We start from the raw sequence: 18,794 nt of genomic DNA, 5'->3' as shown, positions 1-18,794 counted from the left end.
CTGGCGACCCCCTCGGGCCAAGGTGGCCCGCATTGCCGCTGAACTAACCCCGTTCGGGCGGGCCGGACGGATTTTCCGGCGGCCCCGCATCGGACGACTCACCCGAATCTGGCGGATCGGAGCCGGGCGGGCCCGATTCCTCACGCAGATCGGGGCGCTGGGTGGGTAGCTTCTCGGTCTCGGCTTCCGCGCCGGGCACCCGTTCTTCCAGCCCGCTGCGGCCGAAGAATTCCTCGTCGCCGCGGTCCAGGCCGGGGTCGGTCAGCGCACTCTCGGTGCGCAGGCTGAACGACGCCAGCAACCCGCCGCCGACCAGGGCGATGATGCCGATCGCGGTAAACGTGATGGGCAGCACCCGCGACCACAGCGCCAGCCGGTCACGCTCGTCGCGGGCGGTGTTGACCTGAGATTCGACGGTGTCCTCGTTGGAGGTGACCTTGTAGTCGGCCAGCGTCACCTCGGGCTTGAGCGCGTCGCGGGAGAAGTAGTGGTTGGCGTGCTCGGTTTCCTTGACGATGGTGCCCGAGACCGGGTCCACCCAGAAGGTCTTCTGCGCGGCGTAGTAGCGGGTCATGGTGATCTGCTCGGCCGGGTCGCCGCCCTGCAGCCCCCACATCGCCGCGGACGCGGTGACCTTGCCGTCCTCTTGGCCGGCGTACAGCGACGGATACTTCACCGGCGCCACCAGCTTGCCGTCGGCGTCGTAGCCGACGTTCTGGGTGAAGCGGTAGGTGGTCAGCCCGTTGACGTCTTCCTGGGTGTCGTAGTTGACGTCATAGGCCTTCTGCGCGATCGGATCGAAAAAGGGATAGGTCTTCTTCTCGGTGTTGAACGGGAAGCGGTAGGACAGGCCATCGTGGCGCAGCGGGATCGCGGTCGGTGGGTTCTCGTCGCCGTAGGCGCGCGGCTTCTGCACCGAGCCGCCGGTGTGGGTGTCGTCCGACACGGCCAGCGCCGTCTTGCGGTTGAGGGTCACGGTGTCGACGATGGCCAGCAGCAGCCCGCCGTCCTTTTGCTTGTCGGTGCGCCGGACCGAGGAGCCGACTTGAAGCGTCACGACATCGGCGTTGGCGGGCGACTCGACACTGATCTGCTGCTGGGAAACCAGGGGCACATTCTGGTTGATCACGAAGTGGTCCTGGGACAGCGAGGCCACGTCCAGCGCGGTACCGGTGCCGTCGCTGACCAACGTGGCGTCGATGTCGAGCGGGACCTTGGCGATCCTGCTGCTGGTGTACGTCGTCAGTAGCAGCGCGGCGATCAGCAGGGCGGCTCCGAGTCCGATGATTCCGCATGCGGCGAAGCGCAACATGACTGCGCGGTTCACGTTGCTGTGCCCTCCTAGTGGTGCGTTGGACTCATCGGCCGCGACCCGCGAGCAGCGAGGCAAACCCGTTCGACACTAACAGCAGAAACTAAGGCACCGGCTTACGAACCCCATCGTCACGGGCAGACTGTCAACGTGACCGAGAGCCAGCCGGTGGGCGGAATCCGCGGCTTTCTGCCTGCCGTGGAGGGGATGCGCGCCTGTGCTGCCATGGGTGTGGTCATCACCCACGTCGCCTTCCAAACCGGTCACTCCAGCGGAGTCGACGGTCGGTTGTTCGGTCGCTTCGACTTGGCGGTCGCGGTGTTCTTCGCGTTGTCGGGATTTCTGTTGTGGCGCGGACATGCCGGGGCGGCGCGGCAACTGGGCCCGCGCCCGCGTACCGGTCACTACCTGCGGTCGCGGGTGGTGCGCATCATGCCGGCGTATCTGGTCGCCGTCGTGGTGATCCTGAGCCTGCTGCCCGACGCGGATCACGCGAGCCTGACGGTGTGGCTGGCAAACCTGACGTTGACCCAGATCTATGTGCCGCTGACGCTGACCGGCGGCCTGACCCAGATGTGGAGCCTGTCCGTCGAGGTCAGCTTCTACCTGGCGCTGCCGCTTCTCGCGCTGCTGGCCCGCCGCATCCCGGTGCGGGCCCGCGTCCCCGCGATCGCCGGGCTGGCCGCGCTGAGCTGGGCGTGGGGCTGGGTGCCTTTCGCGCACGCCGGCCCTGGCATCAACCCGCTGAACTGGCCGCCGGCCTTCTTCTCGTGGTTCGCCGCGGGCATGCTGCTGGCGGAGTGGGTCCACAGCGAGGTCGGCCTGCCGCATCGGCTGGCGCGCCGACGGTTGCTGATGGCCGGGATCGCCCTGGTCGCCTTTGCGGTGGCGGCTTCCCCGCTGGCCGGTCCGGAGGGGCTGATTCCGGGCACGGCGACGCAGTTCGCGGTGAAGACGGCGATGGGCTCACTGGTCGCTCTCGCGCTGGTCGCCCCGCTGGTGCTGGATCGGGTCGACACACCCCACCGACTGCTGGGCAGCACCGGCATGGTCACCCTGGGCCGCTGGTCCTACGGCCTGTTCGTCTGGCACCTGGCCGCATTGGCGATGGTGTTCCCCGTGATCGGGACATTCCCTTTCACCGGGCGGATGCCGACGGTGTTGGTGCTGACGCTGATCTTCGGCTGGGCGATCGCCGCCGTCAGTTACGCCCTGGTCGAGTCGCCCGCCCGGGAGGCGCTGCGCCGCTGGGAGAAACGCGAGAAGTCGACCGACGCCGACGCCGACGCCGAGGCCGACGCGATCGCGCCCTAGCCGGCAGGCAGCGGGTCCTAGCCGGTGCGATCCATCCACTCTTCCAACGCGTGCGCGGACGGCAGGCAGGCCGCCTGCTCGATCTTCTTGAACAGATCGGCCGCGTGCTCGACGGTGGACCGGATGAAATTGCCCAGCGCCGCGAGGTGGATGCCATCGCTCAACAGGTAGGCACCCTCGCCGACCACACTGATGCGGCTCGGGTGGGGGGTTTCGCGCACAAAAGCCTTGGGCCAATGGGTGTCGCGATTCCAGTCGTTCACCAGTTCCATCAGGCGGGGGCGGTCGCGGGCCTGGTAGTACGCGGCCGGGCTGATCGAGATCTCCACGATGTCGCGCCGCAGACCGTTGATCCGCAGGTTCACGTGCAGCTTGCCCTGCTCATAGTTGGACAGCACCATCAAGAATTCCTCGCCGTCGTCGCTGCGAAAAAACCGCAACTCGCGGGATCGCAGATAGCGTTCGATCAGCTCGGTGCTCAACGGTTCGATCTGCATGGCCCTCTCCCGGACAACGGACATCGGTCAACGTCATCGTCGGGCCGGCGGCTTAGAGGATTCTCTACGAATTCTTGGTGTGGCTTAAGCCTCGAGTATCAGGCCGGCTCAGTGGCCCGTGATCGCGCGACGATCTCGGCGCGTACCGCTGATCGACGGGCCTTGCCCGCGTCGTCACGCAGGGGAGTGTCGACGAACTCGACGGTGTGTGGCACCTTGTAGCCCGCGATGCGTTCGCGCAGAAACTCCTGCACGCCGTCGGCGTCCAGTGTCGAGCCGTCGGCCGTGTGCACCAGGGCGTAGGGCACCTGACCCAGATCGCCGGCATTCGGATCGGGCACACCGACGACCAGACAGGACAACACGTCCGGGTGGGCCGACAGCGCATTCTCGATTTCGGCCGGATACACGTTGCGACCGCCGACGGTGAACATGTCGACCCGGCGGTCGGACAGGTACAGGAACCCGTCAGCGTCGAAGTAGCCCAGATCGCCCAGCGAGTCCCAGCCGTCGCGGCTCTTCGCCGTGGCCCCGACATACCGATAGGTCGGTGCGCTGCCGGGACCGGGCCGCATGTAAACCTCACCGACTACGCCTGGGGGACAAGGGTTTCCGTCGTCGTCGAGCACCTTCATCTCGCCGCTGACGACCACGCCGACCGAGCCGCGGTGGGTCAGCCACTGATCACCGGAGATGAAGGTCAGTGCCTGTAATTCGGTGCCGCCGTAGAGTTCCCAGACCTTCTCGGGGCCCAGCAGATCGATCCAGGACTCCTTGATGGCCGGCGGGCACGGCGCGCCCAGGTGCCAGAACCGTCGGATCGACGACAGGTCGTAGGCATCCGGGTCGGCCTGATAGACCGGCAGCGACCGCTGCATGATCGTCGGTACCGTGGTCAGGAACGTGACCCGGTGGTCGCTGATCAACTGGAGGAACCCGTGCGGGTCGAACCGGCTCATCACCACCAGGTGGTGGCGCATCAGCAATGCGATCGTCGCGGTGGTGAAGCCGGTGTTGTGGCTCAGCGGCACCGGCACCAGGGTGGTGTCGCCGGGTTGCGCGCCGAGCGGATAACCGATGGCGGCCGGCACCCGGCTGTCGCCGCCGGATTCGATGAGCTTGGGGCGCCCGGTGCTGCCGCCCGACCCCATCGCCTTCCACACCGGCGAGACCGCTTCTGGTAGTGCGGCGTCCGACAGCGCCAGGTCAGGAGTGAAACCAATTGGCACGCTTGATATTTCGGGATGAATGGGCTGTCTGGTCGGCGACCCGCTGCGCCCGGCTTTGCCCAGCTGGCGATCGCCTTCACGACCGACCAGCAGGGCGGGCGGCCGCAGCTCCAGCAGGCCCTGCAGCTCCGCGTCCGGCAGTCGTGCGGACAGCGGCTGGGGTACCGCGCCCAGCTTCCAGCAGGCCACCGCGGCCTGGATCCACTCGATCGAGTTGGGCAGCACGATGGTCACGTAGTCGCCGACGCCCACGCCACGCTCGGCATAGGCGCGCGCCAGCCGGTTGGTCGACCGGTCAAGCTCGCGTCGAGTGAGCGTCACGCCATCGCAACTGAGTGCCGGCTCGTCGGGAGCGAGGTCGGCCAGCGCGGAGATCTGCGTGCCGATCGGCAACACCGGCTCACTCATACGCGCCCTGCCGCTCGAAGATCCGGCGTGGGTTGTCGACCAGCATGGTGTGCAGCTGCTCGTCGGTGACGCCGCGCTCCTTGAGCGCCGGGATCACGTCGTTGTGGATGTGCAGGTAATGCCAGTTCGGCAGCATCTGCCGCCCCAGTTCTTCCGGCAGCGCGTCGAAGTAACAGTTGGCGTCGTGCGATAGCACCATCTTGTCGGCGTGCCCGCGTTCGCACATGGTCGCCACGGTGTTCACCCGGTCCTCGAACGGCAGGTACGCGTCGATGCCGAACCGGTCCATTCCGAGGTAGGAGCCGGGTGCGATGAGTTCCTCGAGGTACCCGATGTCGGTGCTGTCGCCGGAGTGTCCGATGATCACCCGGCTCAGGTCGACGCCCTCCTCTTCGAAGATGCGCTGCTGTTCGAGGCCGCGACGCAGCCCGGCGTGGGTGTGCGTGGAGATCGGCACCCCGGTGCGCTTGTGCGCCTGGGCGACGGCCCGCAGCACCCGCTCGACGCCGGGGGTGACGCCGGGTTCGTCGGTGGCGCATTTGAGGATGCCGGCCTTGACGCCGGTGTCGGCGATGCCCTGCTCGATGTCGCGGACGAACATGTCGGTCATGATCTCGGGGCCGCCCAGCAACCCGCCCGGGCCCTCGTAGTGGAACCGCAGCGGCAGGTCGTTATAGGTGTAAAACCCAGTCGCCACAACGATATTCAGCTCGGTGGCCGCCGCGACCCGGGCGATGCGCGGAATGTAGCGGCCCAGCCCGATCACGGTGAGGTCGACGATGGTGTCCACCCCGCGGGACTTGAGTTCATTGAGCCGGTCGACGGCGTCGGCGACTCGCTTCTCCTCGTCGCCCCAGGCTTCCGGATAGTTCTGCGCGATCTCGGTGGTCATGATGAACACGTGCTCATGCATGAGCGTGACGCCGAGATCCGCGGTGTCGATGGTTCCGCGTGCGGTATTGATGTCTGACACAACGCTGATGCTAGGTCGAGTCGGTCCCAGACCGACAGTGCCGATTTATCCGGGTGCTCCAGATGGCTGCGATATTGCCGTACCGTCACCCTCGTCTTGATTCGAACCCGCGGGAGCCCGTTATGTTGCTCAATCCCAACCACCTGCAGCGCCGGTACCCAGAACGCCGTTCGAGCGAGATCATGGCCGCGACGGTGGACTTCTTCGAGTCCAGGGGCAAGGCCCGGTTGAAGTCCGACGACCACGAACGCCGTTGGTACTCAGACTTCCTGGACCACATCGGCCGCGAGCGCATCTTCGCCTCCCTGCTGACGCCGTCCGAATACGGCGGTGCCGACTGCCGATGGGACACCTACCGAATCAGCGAATTCGCCGAGATCGTCGGCTTCTACGGGCTGAACTACTGGTACCCGTTCCAGGTCACCGCCCTTGGCCTGGGCCCGATCTGGATGAGCGACAACGAGGACACCAAGCGCAAGGCCGCCGCCCAGCTGGAGCAGGGTGAGGTGTTCGCCTTCGGCTTGTCCGAGCAGACCCACGGCGCCGACGTCTACCAGACCGACATGATCCTGACGCCGTCCGAGCACGGCTGGGTCGCCAACGGCGAGAAGTACTACATCGGCAATGCCAACGTGGCCCGCATGGTCTCCACCTTCGGCAAGATCGCCGACCCTTCAGGAAACGAAGACGAGTACGTGTTCTTCGTCGCCGACTCCCAACACGACCGGTACGAGCTGAAGAAGAACGTGGTCAACTCGCAGAACTTCGTCGCCAACTACGCGCTGCACGACTACCCAGTCACCGAGGCCGACATCCTGCACCGGGGTCCGGGAGCGTTTCACGCCGCGCTGAACACGGTCAACATGTGCAAGTACAACCTGGGCTGGGGCGCGGTCGGCATGTGCACCCACGCCATGTACGAGGCGGTCACGCATGCCTCCAACCGCATCCTGTACGGGACCGTCGTCACCGACTTCACCCACGTGCGACGGCTGCTCACCGACGCCTATGTGCGACTGGCCGCGATGAAGCTGGTCGCCACCCGCGCCTGCGACTACATGCGCAGCGCGTCGGAGACCGACCGCCGCTACCTGCTCTACAGTCCGCTCACCAAGGCGAAGATCACCAGCGAGGGCGAGCGGGTGATCGTCGCGCTGTGGGACGTCATCGCGGCCAAAGGCGTCGAGAAGGACACCATCTTCGAGGCGATGACCCGCGAGATCGGCTTGCTGCCCCGCCTGGAGGGCACCGTCCACATCAATATCGGACTGCTGGGCAAGTTCATGCCCAACTTCCTGTTCGCCCCGACCAGCGAACTGCCGATCGTCGACCGGCGCGACGACGCGGCCGACGACTCGTTCCTGTTCACTCAGGGGCCGACCGGAGGCCTGGGTAAGGTGCGCTTCCACGATTGGCGTCCGCCGTTCGACCACTTCGCTCGTCTGCCCAACGTCGCGTTGCTGCGCCAGCAGATCGACGTGCTGGCCGAGATGCTGGCCAGCGCCACCCCGGATGCGGCCCAGCAGAAGGACATCGACTTCGCCTTCGCGGTGGGCCAGCTGTTCGCCGTCGTCCCGTATGCCCAGCTCATTCTGGAGGAAGCGCTGCTGTCGGGCGTGGATGAGGCTTTGATCGACCAGATCTTCGCCGTGCTGGTCCGCGACTTCAACGGCTACGCCGTCGAACTCAACGACAAGCCCTCGACTACCGAGGCCCAGGCCCGTTTCGCGATGCGGATGATCCGGCGTCCAGTGCACGACCCGTCGCGCTATGACCAGGTCTGGAAAGAGCACATCCAGCCGCTCAGCGGCGCCTACCAGATGCGCCCGTAACCAGGCCGGCTGACTTCAGGTCAGCAGGTGCAAGTGCCACTTGGCCAGCAGTGGCGCCACGATGATGAAGTACGTCGTGTGGTCGTCGTCGAGGGCGGACGTCAAGATGCCGACCGCGCTCGCGGAGCCGTCCGGGTTCTTCACGAAGCCGGGGCTGCCGCTGTCACCGCCGAGGCAGTGCAGGTTGGCCTCCACCACGTAGTCGCCTTCGATGTTGGTGATGGGGCCACACGTCTCGCCGGTGACGGCGCCGACCTTGCACATCTGCGTGCCAACCTTGATCTGGGCGAGGCTCAGCGCGTCCCGGACCGGATACTTGCCGGCGATGTCATCCGACGGCACGCCAACATCCGGTTCGAGTTTGATCAGCGCGGCGTCCTTCGTCTGAGTGCCCGTATCGGGGTTCTCCTCGTATTCGCCTTTGGCGATCTTGCCCAGCGGGGCCTGGTTGTCCCCGTACGTCCACACCGAACCGTCATGGGCGTCGCAGTGCGCACTGGTCATCAGGTAGTAGTTGCCGTCGTTACCCTGCGCGGTGAAAGCCGAAGTGCAGAAGCTGGTTTCGTCGTTGATCTTGATGCCGGGTGTCGGCGGCGAATCCGCGCGGGCGTGCGCACTGGTCGCGACAACGGCCGCGGCGGCCAGCACGATCGAACCGACCAGTTTCCCCCGCGCAGTCACGCTATGACCCTTCTGGATGTTTGTCACCGCCCGGCGTGAGCGTAACCGCACGCCCGCCCCCGCGTCACCACTTGACTGTGACGCAGCCCACAGTAAGATGACCAGTGGTCATTGACGCGAGGAGAAGTGATGCCGACGGTGACGTGGGCGCGGGTCGATCCGGCCCGCCGCGCGGCGATTATCGAAGCCGCCGAAGACGAATTCGGGGCGCACGGGTTCTCGCGCGGCAGCCTCAACGTCATCGCCAGGCGCGCGGGCGTGGCCAAGGGCAGCCTGTTCCAGTACTTCGCCGACAAGCGCGACCTCTATGCGTTCATCACCGACATCGCCAGCCAGCGAGTGCGCGATTACGTGGAAGACCTCATCCGGGAGCTCGACCCGGACCGCCCGTTCTTCGAGTTCCTCACCGACCTGCTCGACGCGTGGGTCGCCTACTACGCGGAGCATCCCCACGAACGCGCCTTGCACGCCGCGGTGAGCCTCGAGGTCGACACCGAAGCCCGCATCACCGTGCGCAGCGTCAGCAACCGGCACTACCTCGACGTGCTGCGCCCGTTGGTTCGGGCCGCGCACACCCGCGGCGATCTGCGTCGCGACTCCGACACCGACGTCCTGCTGTCACTACTGCTGATGATCTTTCCGCATCTGGCGCTGGCCCCGTACATGCGCGGCCTGGACCCCATCCTCGGCCTGGACGAGCCCACTCCCGAGCAGCCGGCGCTGGCGGTGCGCAGGCTCGTCGCCGTACTGGCCGCGGCGTTCGAGGCAAATTCCTCCGTCAACGCAGCCCCACAACAATCTGAGGAGTTCACATGACACGGACAGGTCTGGGTGCGCTCGTCGCGGGCGGCCTCAATTGGCAAAGCCTGCCGCTCAAGCTGTTCGCCGGCGGCAACGCCAAATTCTGGAACCCGGGCGACATCGACTTCTCCCGCGACCGCGAGGACTGGGACCAGCTCAGCGATGACGAACGCGACTACGCCACCCGGCTGTGTGCCGAGTTCGTCGCCGGCGAAGAGGCGGTGACGCAGGACATCCAGCCGTTCATGGCCGCGATGCGGTCCGAAGGCCGGCTCGGCGACGAGATGTATCTGACGCAGTTCGCCTTCGAGGAAGCCAAGCACGTCCAGGTGTTCAGGATGTGGCTGGACGCCATCGGGATCACGGACGATCTGCACGGCTACCTCGACGACCTGCCGGCGTACCGCGAGATGTTCTACGACGTACTGCCCGACTGCCTCAACGCGTTGTCGACCGATCCCTCGCCGGCCGCTCAGATCCGGGCGTCGGTGACCTACAACCACATCGTCGAAGGCATGCTGGCGCTCACCGGTTACTACGCCTGGCACAAGATCTGTGCGTACCGCGGCATCCTGCCCGGCATGCAGGAACTGGTGCGGCGCATCGGCGACGACGAGCGGCGGCACATGGCGTGGGGGACCTTCACCTGCCGGCGCCACGTCGCCGCCGACGACGCCAACTGGGGAGTGTTCGAGACGCGGATGAACGAGCTCATCCCGTTGGCACTGCGCATCACCGAGGAAGGCTTCGCGATCTACGGAGACCAGACGCCGTTCGGTATTTCGCCGGACGAGATGGTCCAGTACTCGGCCGACAAAGGCATGCGCCGATTCGGCACCATCTCCAGCGCGCGCGGACGTCCGCTCGGCGAGATCGACCTCGACTACTCGCCGCTGCACCTCGAGGACACCTTCGCCGAGGAGGACGAGAAGGCGCTGGCGGCCGTCTAGCCGACCCAGACGGTCTTGGCGTTGCAGAACGCCCGGATACCCAGGCCGGCGAGTTCGCGGCCGTACCCCGACCGCTTGACGCCACCGAAGCCCAACTCCGGGTAGGACACCGTCATCCCGTTGATGAAGACCTGGCCGGCCTCGATGTCGTCGATGAAGCGCTGCTGCTCGGCCTCGTCATTGGTCCAGGCGTTGGATCCCAGCCCGAAAGTGGTGGCGTTGGCGATCTCGATCGCCTCGTCGATGTCCTGGGCGCGATACATCGAGGCGACCGGGCCGAACACCTCCTCGGTGTACAGCGCCATATCCTTGGTGATCTCGGTGACCACCGTCGGCGGATAGAACCAGCCCGGTCGATCCAAACGTGTTCCGCCGCAACGGATCTTGGCGCCCGCGGCGACGGCGGCATCGACCTGCCCGGCGATTTCGTCGCGCCCGGACTCGGTGGCCAGGGGGCCCACGTCGGTGTCGGGGTCGGTCGGGTCGCCGACCTTGAGCGCCTGCATAGCGTCGACGAACTTGTCGACGAAGGCGTCGTAAATGTCGGTGTGGACGATGAACCGCTTGGCGGCGATACAGGACTGCCCGTTGTTCTGCGTGCGGCCGGTAACCGCGGTCTTGACCGCCTCGTCGAGGTCCACCGACGGCATCACGATGAACGGGTCGCTGCCGCCGAGCTCCATGACGGTCGGCTTGATCTCGTCGCCGCAGATCGCGGCCACCGATTGGCCGGCCGGCTCGCTACCGGTGAGGGTGGCCGCCACAACGCGCGGATCGCGCAGGATGGGTTCGACCGCGCTGGACGAGACGAGCAGCGTCTGGAAGCAACCGTCGGGAAAGCCGCCGCGGGCAATGACGTCGGAGAGGTACAGGGCCGACTGCGGCACGTTGGACGCGTGCTTGAGCAGTCCGACGTTGCCCGCCATCAACGCGGGCGCGGCGAACCGGACCGCCTGCCACAGCGGGAAGTTCCACGGCATCACCGCCAGGACGACCCCGAGCGGCTGGTAGCGGATGTACGCCTTTTTCGCGCCGACCTTCGACGCCTCCGCCGGCTCGTCGGCGAGCAGCTGCTCGGCGTGCTCAGCGTAGTAACGAAAACCCTTGGCGCACTTGAGCGCTTCGGCCTTGGCCGACTTCAGCGTCTTGCCCATCTCGAGGGTCATCATGGCGGCGACCTCGTCGGCTTCCTTCTCCAACAGGTCGGCCGTCGCGTTTGCCCATGCGGCACGTTGGGCAAAAGTGGTGTTGTGGCGGTAGTCCTGGAATCGGGCATACGCGCGGGCAATGGCCGCTTCGACTTCGTCATCGGTGGCCGGCGTGAAGGTCTTTACGGTCTCGCCGGTGGCCGGATTGATGGTGGCGATCGCCATGCTGACATCCTTCGCTTGCTCTTTGTTTCCAAGGTTGTGGAACGTCCAACATCTAGCCTGCCACTATCGTTCCCTTAGGGAGGTGTCGGATGACAAAAGCCGCTCGGTTGATGGTGGAGTGCCTGGAAAACGAGGGCGTCGCCGTGGTGTTCGGACTACCTGGTGAGGAGAACATCCGTTTCGTGCAGGCGCTGGCCTCCTCGAAGATCCGGTATGTGCTCACCCGGCACGAACAGGCCGCGGCGTTCATGGCCGAGATGTACGGGCGGGTCACCGGCCGGGCCGCGGTGGTGTCGGCCACACTGGGCCCGGGCGCGATCAACATGCAGCTGGGCGTCGCCGACGCCACCACGAACAGCACGCCGATGGTGGCGATCTCCGCGCAGGTCGGCCAGGACCGCCAGTACAAGGAATCGCACCAATACGTCGACCTGGTATCGATGTTCGCCCCGATCACCCGGTGGGCCGCCGGCGTTCCCACCGTGCGCGCCATCCCCGAGATGTTCCGCAAGGCCTTCAAGCTTGCCGAGACCGAACGCCCGGCCGCGGTCTACCTGGCCGTGCCCGAGCACATCGATGCCGACGAGGCCGACTACGACCTGAGTCCATTGCCGCGCAACGTGGTCCGCGCCGATGCGCCGGCGCCGGGCCAGGTGGAACGTGCCGTCGACATTCTCCGCGCGGCGAAGCGGCCGGTAGTGCTGGCCGGGCACGGCGCGGCGCGCAGCGACGCCACCGCGGCGCTGGTGCGGTTCTCCGAGAGATTCGGTGTACCGGTGGCCAACACCTTCCACGGCAAGGGCGTCATGCCCGACGATCACCCCAACAGCATCGGGACGCTCGGGTTCATGCGGCACGACTATGTCAACTTCGGATTCGACAACGCCGACGTCATCATCGCCGTCGGCTACGAGCTGCAGGAATTCGACCCGGTCCGGATCAACCCGCAGGCCGACAAGAAGATCATCCACATCCACCGCTTCCCGGCCGAGGTCGACGCGCACTATTCGGTCGACGTCGGGATCATCGGCGACATCAGCGACTCCCTTGATGCAGTCGCCGACGGACTGGCCGACCACACCTACGAGGCCGAGCCCGAGGTTCCCGGATCGGGCCTGCTGGCCGAGGAATTTGCTCGCGGACAACAGGATTCGCGCTACCCGTTGGCTCCCGCGCGGGTGGTGGCCGACACGCGAGAAGCGTTGGGCCGCAGCGACGTCGTGCTGGTCGACACCGGGGCCACCAAGATGTGGATGGCCCGGCTCTATCCGACGTATGAGCGGAACACCTGCCTGATCTCGAATGGGTTGTCCACTATGGGTTTTGCGCTCCCGGGTGCCCTGGGGGTCAAGCTGGCCCGGCCCGAGGCCAAGGTGCTCGCCGTCGTGGGCGACGGCGCGTTCCTGATGAACTCGCAGGAGATCGAAACCGCTGTGCGGGAGCGCATCCCGCTGGTGGTGCTGATCTGGGAGGACGGCGGCTACGGCCTTATCGAGTGGAAGATGGATCTCGAGCTCGGCGAGCACTACTACGTCAAATTCGGCAATCCGGACATCCTGCAGTACGCGGAAAGCTTCGGTGCCAAAGGCTATCGGATCAACAGCGCAGAAGAACTGTTACCGACGCTGCGTGCGGCGCTCGACGACGATGGTGTCTCGCTGATCTGCTGCCCGGTCGACTACTCGGAGAACCTGCGGTTGACCGATCGGCTCGGTGAGCTGGACGAAACGCTGTAGTCGTCAGAATTCTCCCAGCGCCATCGGCGGAAGGTATTCACCCACCAGCGTGCGGTGCCACCAGGCCCGGTCACGGCGCAGCTCGGCCGCCGTGGTGAAGCGGTACTGGTAGAGCCGGGCGCGCACATACAGCGGCGGTGACGCCGGAAAGGGGTTGTGCCGCAACAGCCGCAGTGTCGATCGGTCGTTGCGCAGCAGGCGTTGCAGAAACGGCCTCAGCCACGGCTGGGCGTAGTCCGGCGAGATTGCGGCGAACCACATCAACCAGTCCAGCCGCAGGTGATAGGGGGCCCACTGGCGCGGCAGCCGGCGCAGGGCACCGGGCTTGCCCTTGAATTCGTACTCCTTCCAGACCGTCTGCCCGGTGATCGTCGAGGATTCGGTGCCTTCGATCACCACCTCGCGCCGGATGCGGCCGATGCTGCCGAACGCCCCGTAGGTGTTTACCAGATGAAAGGGGTTGAACGACATGTTCATTCGTTGGCGTGCGGACAACATGTTGCGCAGCGGCCAGTAGTTGAGGAACAGCACCGCTACGGTGAACACGAGCACCACAACGACGAACCACACCGGTGGTTGCGCTATCGCCGGCGCGGTGGACACCGGCAACAGCGACGACGGGTCGATCGCGCTGAACGCCAGGATGATCGTCATCCAGTTCAGCCAGGCGAAGTTGCCCGATGCCACCAGCCACAATTGGGTGACGACGATGGTCGCCGCGGCTACGGTCGCGATCGGCTGGGGGGCGAACAGCCCGAACGGCACGATCAGCTGAGCAAAGTGGTTGCCCGCCACCTCAATTCGGTGCAGCGGCTTGGGCAGGTGATGGAAGAACCAGCTCAACGGCCCAGGCATGGGCTGTGTTTCGTGGTGGTAGTACAGGCAGGTCAGATCCCGCCAGCAGGGATCGCCGCGCATTTTGATCAGCCCGGCCCCGAACTCGACGCGAAACAACAGCAGCCGCGCCATCCACAACGTCAGCACCGGAGGCGAGATCTGGTCGTTGCCCAGGAAGATCATCAGAAAACCGATCTCCAGCAGCAAAGATTCCCAGCCGAAGGAATACCAGGTCTGCCCGACGTTGACGATCGACAGGTAGAGCACCCACAGCGTCAACCACGTCAGCATGGCCGCCCACAGCGGCACCAGGTCGGCCGCACCCGCGACCACCGCCGCCGACAGTGTGGCACCGAACCAGGAGACGGCCGCGAACAACCGATCGGAGTAGCGGAGGTGAAAGACGCTCGGCGTCCGCCAAAACGAGTGGGCGGCCAAAAACCTTGGCACCGGTAGTATTCCGTGCTCACCGATGAGTGCCCGGAACTGCGCGGCGGCCGCGACGAACGCGATCAGGTAGATGGCCGCGGCGCCGCGCTCGAGCAGCAATCTGCCCAGCCAGTACTCGGGTGCCGAAAACCATCCCATGGCTTATCCAGTCGTCGAACGCTTCGGCAGGGCCACGACCGAAGCGGCCAGCACGGCGAGCGAAATCATGGCCAGCAGTTGGACATTCGCGGAATGACCGGCATAGCCGTCGACCGAGCGCCAGGGGTAACGGGACAGCGCCGCGCCGGCGAGGATAAGACCGCCCGCGCTCACCGCGACGGTGAGCCGGTCGCGCAGGCGCTCTCGATGGCGCAGCGCGTACCGCAGGCCCAGGGCGCCGCCGACCACGACGGCCCCGGCCACGCCCGCGATCACCGCCCCGGCCGCCAGCACCGGAGCCGCGGCCCACGCCCTGAGGTTCCATGGTTGTGCGGGTGCGTCTTCGGTATGGCCACGTCGTGTTCGCCACAGCGCGAGCATGGCCAGCAGCGGCAGCAACGCCAGTCCGAGCGCGAGCCCGGCACGGTACAGCGAGTTGGACGCGAAGGTCAGTGTGATGGTGCCGGGGTCTCCCGCGGGTACCAGCCAGCCCTGTTGCCACCCGTTGACCGCGATCGGCGTCAGTCGGGCCCCGCTGCCGGTGCGCGCCACCCAGCCCGGGTTGATGCTCTCCGGGATGACCAGCACCCGGGAGGTGGCCGACGCGGGGGCCCGCACTTCGCGACGGTCGGGACCCCAGGCCATGGTCGTGGCCCGCATCGGTGTTGCGGCACTGGGCGGCCCGTTCGGAGTCGACAGCCGCGCGCCGTCCACCACGAACTGGGCGCCGGGGCTGATCAGGAATTCCTGCTGCCCGGCGGGCAGCGTGATCGGCTCGCGGTCGCACGCGTTGGCGGCCACGGGTTCGCCGTCCAGCAGCGCGCCCACCGTGGTCCGGATCGAGGTGTGCACGAACCGGCCGGCGACGGCGATGACCGGCCCGTGTTCGCAGTCGACGACGATCTCGCGCGCCCGGTTTCGGGTCGCGTCGGCCGGCGCAATCGGGTTCCCGTCGGCGCCGAGCACCGCGACGCCGGCCAGCCCCGGCGGCTTGAGCTGGTCGAAGCCCAAAGCGTTGCGGTCGATGACGTCTTGCCAATCGAGCAGGCTCAGCGTGACGGTGTCGGTCATCCGCGGTCGCAGCGACACGGCTTGCGGTTGACCCGGCGCGTCACCGGTCGCGCGCACGTCCCGTACCTGGGGGCCGTCGCCCAGGTTGACCGCCACCATCGTCGGGTGCGCGGGCAGGGCCGACCGGCTGGCGGCCAGCCGCAGCCCGGTGACCACGGTGGGCCGCGGCAACGTGATGGTCAATGTGGGCGGCGTCTTGTGCTGCACCACCCGCTGCGGCGCGGTCCACGCGGTGGCCGGGTCGCCATCGGTGGCCGCGTATGCCGAGCCAAGCACGTCCAGGGTGTCGGAATCCCCTTGAGCCCGAGTGGTATTCGGCTCGGCGATCAAATCGGCCAGCTTGGGTCCCTGTCGTGGCCGCACCCACACCGTCGGGCTCACCGACACCGGCGCCGCCACCGTCAGGGTCCGGCTGAAGTTCACCGGCTCTTCCGGTGCCAGTGCCATCGACGATGCACAGCGCACGGTGTCGGAAGCCGCGGCACAGCCCGGCCTGCCGAGCAGTTCCGATCCCAGATCCCATGCCGCGACCGCAGCGCCCGCCGGCGGTCCGGGCACCAGCACGGTGTGCCGCAGGTTCACCGGGTGCGCGAAGCCGGCCGCGTCGTACTGCGTGACAGAGAAGTCGGTGATGCCGAACTGCACACCGCCCGAACCGTCGTCGGTGCCCGTGGCGGTGACCCGCACCCACGGCGTCTCGCCGTACGGCAGCGCCGCGGTGAGCGGCTTACCTGCTTCGTCGAACCGCAATGTGGTGCTGCCCGTGGCGGTTTCGATCAGCATGCGTCGTACCTGTGCGCCGACGGCCGTCGCGCTGGGCGTCAGGGGGATCGCCGCGTTGGTCACCGGGTGGTCGAAATCCACTCGCAGCCACTGCCCGACGGCGGTCTGCAGTGCGCTGGATACCCACGCCGTTGCCGGGTCGCCGTCGATCGCGGCCGCGGGTGAGGTGGCCGGGGCCACGTCGGGCATGGCGGTGGAGTCCGACGACGAACTCGACACGGTGATGCGGCCGCCGGTCCAACCGCCGAAAACCGTGTCGGCGCCGGGAACGGGGTAGTCGGGCACGCGGTTGTAGGTGTGCCGGGTATCGCCGGCGGCCCGGGTCGCCGATGAGTGCTCGTCGACGCGACCATAGTCGGTTTCGCGCGCGACCGGGGTGTCGGTCACCGTCACTCCGGCGCCGGGAGGCGTTGTCATACCGGCATTTTGGGCGTCCGCGGTCATCAAGACCGGACCCAGCGGCGGCTGGCCCAGCAGCCGGCGCCGCTCGGCGAGGCGCAGCAGCACCTCTGGCCCGCCGTCGACTCGGGCCAGCTGGTCGGTGTCGACGAAGTAGGGCGCTCCGGGATCGCCTGCCGCCTCCCCTATCGGAGAGACCCGGTATATCTCCACCGCCGGGTAGCGCGGGCGCAGCCCGCTGTCGGCGACGAACCCGGCCAGAGTGCCGGGCCCCACCGGCTCACCGAATTGCGCGACCTTCTGCAACCCCGGCGATCCGTCGATGGCGCGGTGCACCAGGATCGGGCGGGCCGAGCGTGACGTCTCGGGATCCAGGTCGTTGCGCAGCACCACATACGAAATACCTTGGCGGGTAAGGGTATCGGCAAGACCGGCCGAGGGGCGCCCGGCGGCGAACAGGCGCTGCACCGAATCCAGCGCCCGGATGGTCTGCGGCGGTGTCAGCGGGATGGAGTCGCGCACGCCCCACGGGCTGCTGCCCAGCACCTGCAGCGGCTCGTCATGAGTGGTGCCCCAGACCTGGGTGGCGAACGGCGCACCGGGGACCACCAGCACACGTCCGGGGGACGGGCTCCCGTTCGGCGAAGAATTGTGCTCGCTGAGCCAGTCGGCGGCGTCGTGCCAGTACCGCGGTATCGCGCTGAACGTCCCCGGCGGGGCGAGTCGACCGGTCCACGCCAGCGAGGTGCTGACCATCAGCGCGGTCAGCACCACCACGGCCGCCGCCACCCGCTTGTCGCGCTCCAGGTGGGCGAATGCACGCAGCCACACCGGCCGCGGCGCGCTGCCCGGCAGCGGTATCCGGCTCAGCAGCTGCGCGATGCCCAGCACCATCGGGATCCGGATCACCGACTCCAGCTTGTGCACATTGCGCAGCGGCGCCCCGGCGGCGTCCAGGAACACCTGTACCTGGTGGGCCACCGGGGAGCCCAGCCCCCCGCTGTAGCCGACGGCCATCAACACCACCCCGACCAACAGCATCGTCACCAGCCGTCCCCGCGCCGGCATGCCCGGAAGGGCCAGACCGGCCAGCCCGGCCGCTGCGACCAGGCAGGTCGCCAGCACGGCCGCCGACCCGGTCACCAGCGGCGCGCCCGCGGTCGCCGTCGGTGCCACGAACGGGGTCCAGCTGTCGGTGCCGCGCAGCATCTCGACCAGCGACGACCACTGCGTCGTCACGCCGGAGGACTCGATGAAATCCAGAAACGGCGGGCTGACCTTGCGCAACAACGCCAGCGCCACCACCCACCACAGCGTGGCCAGGGCCAGGGCCAGCAGCCACCACGCGGTGTAGCGCCGCCACAATCGGTTGGGCCGGTGGCTTGCCCACCAGATCACCGCGGGCAGACAGCCCGCCAAGGTGGCGATGGCGTTCACGGCGCCCATCAACGCGACGGCCAGCCCGGCCTGGGCGGCCAGCGCCCGGACCGACCTGTGGGCCGGAGCCCGCAGCGCCAGAATCGTGGGCAGCAACACCCACGGCGCCAGCATGATCGGCAAGGTTTCCGACGAGATCGAGCCCAGCGTGGTCAGCACCCGCGGCGACAACGCGAACGCCACCGCGCCGATCACCCGCGACGACGGACTACCGACTCCCAGTGCCTCGGCGACCCGCAGCAACCCCCAGAAGCCGACAGTCAGGAGCAGCGCCCACCACAGCCGCTGCGTCACCCAGCCGGGCAGCCCGAGCAGGTGGCCGGCCAAGAAGAAGGTGCCGTGCGGAAATAGGTAACCGTAGGCCTGATTCTGGGCCTGGCCGAATGGCAGATCGCTGTTCCACAGGTTGGTGGCGCGCATCAGCAACCGCAGCGGATTAGCGGTCAGATCGAGCTTGGTGTCGGGCGATATCTGCCCGGGCGCCTGCAGGAACGTCAGCCCCAGCGCTGTCGCCCCGACCAGCACCAGCCAGCGGCGGGACAGCGGAGTTGCCGACGAGCCCGCGGCTGATTC

Annotated in this window: 13 protein-coding genes; 5 read left to right on the top strand and 8 right to left on the bottom strand. The window is 67.2% G+C overall.

Features of this window, described 5'->3' with window-relative positions:
• Positions 1–43 precede the first annotated feature (43 nt).
• Positions 44–1,327, bottom strand: a complete 1,284-nt coding sequence (pgfA, locus tag MNAB215_RS06505) for a cell envelope lipid trafficking protein PgfA (protein WP_077077976.1) — start codon at positions 1,325–1,327, stop codon at positions 44–46.
• 192 nt (positions 1,328–1,519) lie between these two features.
• On the opposite strand from pgfA, the gene MNAB215_RS06500 reads away from it, so the two are divergent.
• Positions 1,520–2,626, top strand: coding sequence for an acyltransferase family protein (locus MNAB215_RS06500; protein ID WP_425436426.1), 1,107 nt, complete (start codon positions 1,520–1,522; stop codon positions 2,624–2,626).
• A 17-nt stretch (positions 2,627–2,643) separates the two neighbouring features.
• Here the strand turns inward: MNAB215_RS06500 and MNAB215_RS06495 are convergent, their stop codons facing one another.
• From MNAB215_RS06495 to MNAB215_RS06485, 3 genes are all read right to left on the bottom strand, one after another.
• A complete protein-coding gene (locus MNAB215_RS06495; protein WP_077077974.1) occupies positions 2,644–3,123 on the bottom strand; it encodes a YbjN domain-containing protein in 480 nt (159 codons plus the stop codon).
• A gap of 98 nt (positions 3,124–3,221) precedes the next feature.
• A complete protein-coding gene (locus MNAB215_RS06490; RefSeq protein WP_077077973.1) occupies positions 3,222–4,760 on the bottom strand; it encodes an AMP-binding protein in 1,539 nt (512 codons plus the stop codon).
• Positions 4,753–5,733, bottom strand: a complete 981-nt coding sequence (locus MNAB215_RS06485; protein ID WP_077077972.1) for a phosphotriesterase family protein — start codon at positions 5,731–5,733, stop codon at positions 4,753–4,755. The genes MNAB215_RS06490 and MNAB215_RS06485 overlap by 8 nt, the downstream gene beginning before the upstream one ends.
• Positions 5,734–5,855: 122 nt before the next feature.
• On the opposite strand from MNAB215_RS06485, the gene MNAB215_RS06480 reads away from it, so the two are divergent.
• Positions 5,856–7,565, top strand: a complete 1,710-nt coding sequence (locus tag MNAB215_RS06480) for an acyl-CoA dehydrogenase family protein (protein ID WP_077077971.1) — start codon at positions 5,856–5,858, stop codon at positions 7,563–7,565.
• Positions 7,566–7,580: 15 nt separating this feature from the next.
• Here the strand turns inward: MNAB215_RS06480 and MNAB215_RS06475 are convergent, their stop codons facing one another.
• Complete coding sequence (locus MNAB215_RS06475; protein ID WP_077077970.1) at positions 7,581–8,246, bottom strand: S1 family peptidase; 666 nt, start codon at positions 8,244–8,246, stop codon at positions 7,581–7,583.
• A 129-nt stretch (positions 8,247–8,375) separates the two neighbouring features.
• Between MNAB215_RS06475 and MNAB215_RS06470 the strand changes: the two genes are divergently transcribed.
• Both MNAB215_RS06470 and MNAB215_RS06465 read left to right on the top strand, forming a co-directional pair.
• Positions 8,376–9,062 carry a TetR/AcrR family transcriptional regulator gene (locus MNAB215_RS06470; protein WP_077077969.1) on the top strand — a complete coding sequence of 229 codons (687 nt, stop codon included), beginning with the start codon at positions 8,376–8,378 and terminating at the stop codon, positions 9,060–9,062.
• Positions 9,059–9,997: a R2-like ligand-binding oxidase gene (locus MNAB215_RS06465; RefSeq protein ID WP_077077968.1), complete on the top strand. Its 939-nt coding sequence runs from the start codon at positions 9,059–9,061 to the stop codon at positions 9,995–9,997. Before MNAB215_RS06470 ends, MNAB215_RS06465 begins: the two co-directional genes overlap by 4 nt.
• Here the strand turns inward: MNAB215_RS06465 and MNAB215_RS06460 are convergent.
• A complete protein-coding gene (locus MNAB215_RS06460; protein WP_077077967.1) occupies positions 9,994–11,370 on the bottom strand; it encodes an NADP-dependent succinic semialdehyde dehydrogenase in 1,377 nt (458 codons plus the stop codon). The two genes, MNAB215_RS06465 and MNAB215_RS06460, sit on opposite strands and share 4 nt — an antisense overlap.
• Before the next feature lie 89 nt (positions 11,371–11,459).
• On the opposite strand from MNAB215_RS06460, the gene MNAB215_RS06455 reads away from it, so the two are divergent.
• On the top strand, positions 11,460–13,106 hold the full coding sequence (locus MNAB215_RS06455; protein ID WP_077077966.1) for an acetolactate synthase large subunit: 1,647 nt from the start codon (positions 11,460–11,462) through the stop codon (positions 13,104–13,106).
• A gap of 3 nt (positions 13,107–13,109) precedes the next feature.
• On the opposite strand, the gene MNAB215_RS06450 is transcribed toward MNAB215_RS06455, so the two are convergent.
• Both MNAB215_RS06450 and MNAB215_RS06445 read right to left on the bottom strand, forming a co-directional pair.
• Positions 13,110–14,531, bottom strand: a complete 1,422-nt coding sequence (locus tag MNAB215_RS06450) for a lipase maturation factor family protein (protein WP_077077965.1) — start codon at positions 14,529–14,531, stop codon at positions 13,110–13,112.
• A 3-nt stretch (positions 14,532–14,534) separates the two neighbouring features.
• Complete coding sequence (locus MNAB215_RS06445; RefSeq protein WP_077077964.1) at positions 14,535–18,764, bottom strand: alpha-(1->3)-arabinofuranosyltransferase; 4,230 nt, start codon at positions 18,762–18,764, stop codon at positions 14,535–14,537.
• Positions 18,765–18,794: the final 30 nt, after the last annotated feature.

The organism is Mycobacterium numidiamassiliense (assembly GCF_900157365.1).
Lineage (GTDB): Bacteria > Actinomycetota > Actinomycetes > Mycobacteriales > Mycobacteriaceae > Mycobacterium > Mycobacterium numidiamassiliense.
The sequence above is the reverse complement of the archived record's forward strand: the minus strand, read 5'-3'. Positions and strand labels throughout refer to the sequence as shown.

Excerpts from the sequence above, each read along its gene's own strand:
- MNAB215_RS06500 (WP_425436426.1), top strand. The coding sequence starts at position 1,520 with ATGCGCGCCTGTGCTGCCATGGGTGTGGTCATCACCCACGTCGCCTTC.
- MNAB215_RS06495 (WP_077077974.1), bottom strand. The coding sequence starts at position 3,123 with ATGCAGATCGAACCGTTGAGCACCGAGCTGATCGAACGCTATCTGCGA.
- MNAB215_RS06490 (WP_077077973.1), bottom strand. The coding sequence starts at position 4,760 with ATGAGTGAGCCGGTGTTGCCGATCGGCACGCAGATCTCCGCGCTGGCC.
- MNAB215_RS06480 (WP_077077971.1), top strand. The coding sequence starts at position 5,856 with ATGTTGCTCAATCCCAACCACCTGCAGCGCCGGTACCCAGAACGCCGT.
- MNAB215_RS06470 (WP_077077969.1), top strand. The coding sequence starts at position 8,376 with ATGCCGACGGTGACGTGGGCGCGGGTCGATCCGGCCCGCCGCGCGGCG.
- MNAB215_RS06465 (WP_077077968.1), top strand. The coding sequence starts at position 9,059 with ATGACACGGACAGGTCTGGGTGCGCTCGTCGCGGGCGGCCTCAATTGG.
- MNAB215_RS06460 (WP_077077967.1), bottom strand. The coding sequence starts at position 11,370 with ATGGCGATCGCCACCATCAATCCGGCCACCGGCGAGACCGTAAAGACC.
- MNAB215_RS06455 (WP_077077966.1), top strand. The coding sequence starts at position 11,460 with ATGACAAAAGCCGCTCGGTTGATGGTGGAGTGCCTGGAAAACGAGGGC.
- MNAB215_RS06450 (WP_077077965.1), bottom strand. The coding sequence starts at position 14,531 with ATGGGATGGTTTTCGGCACCCGAGTACTGGCTGGGCAGATTGCTGCTC.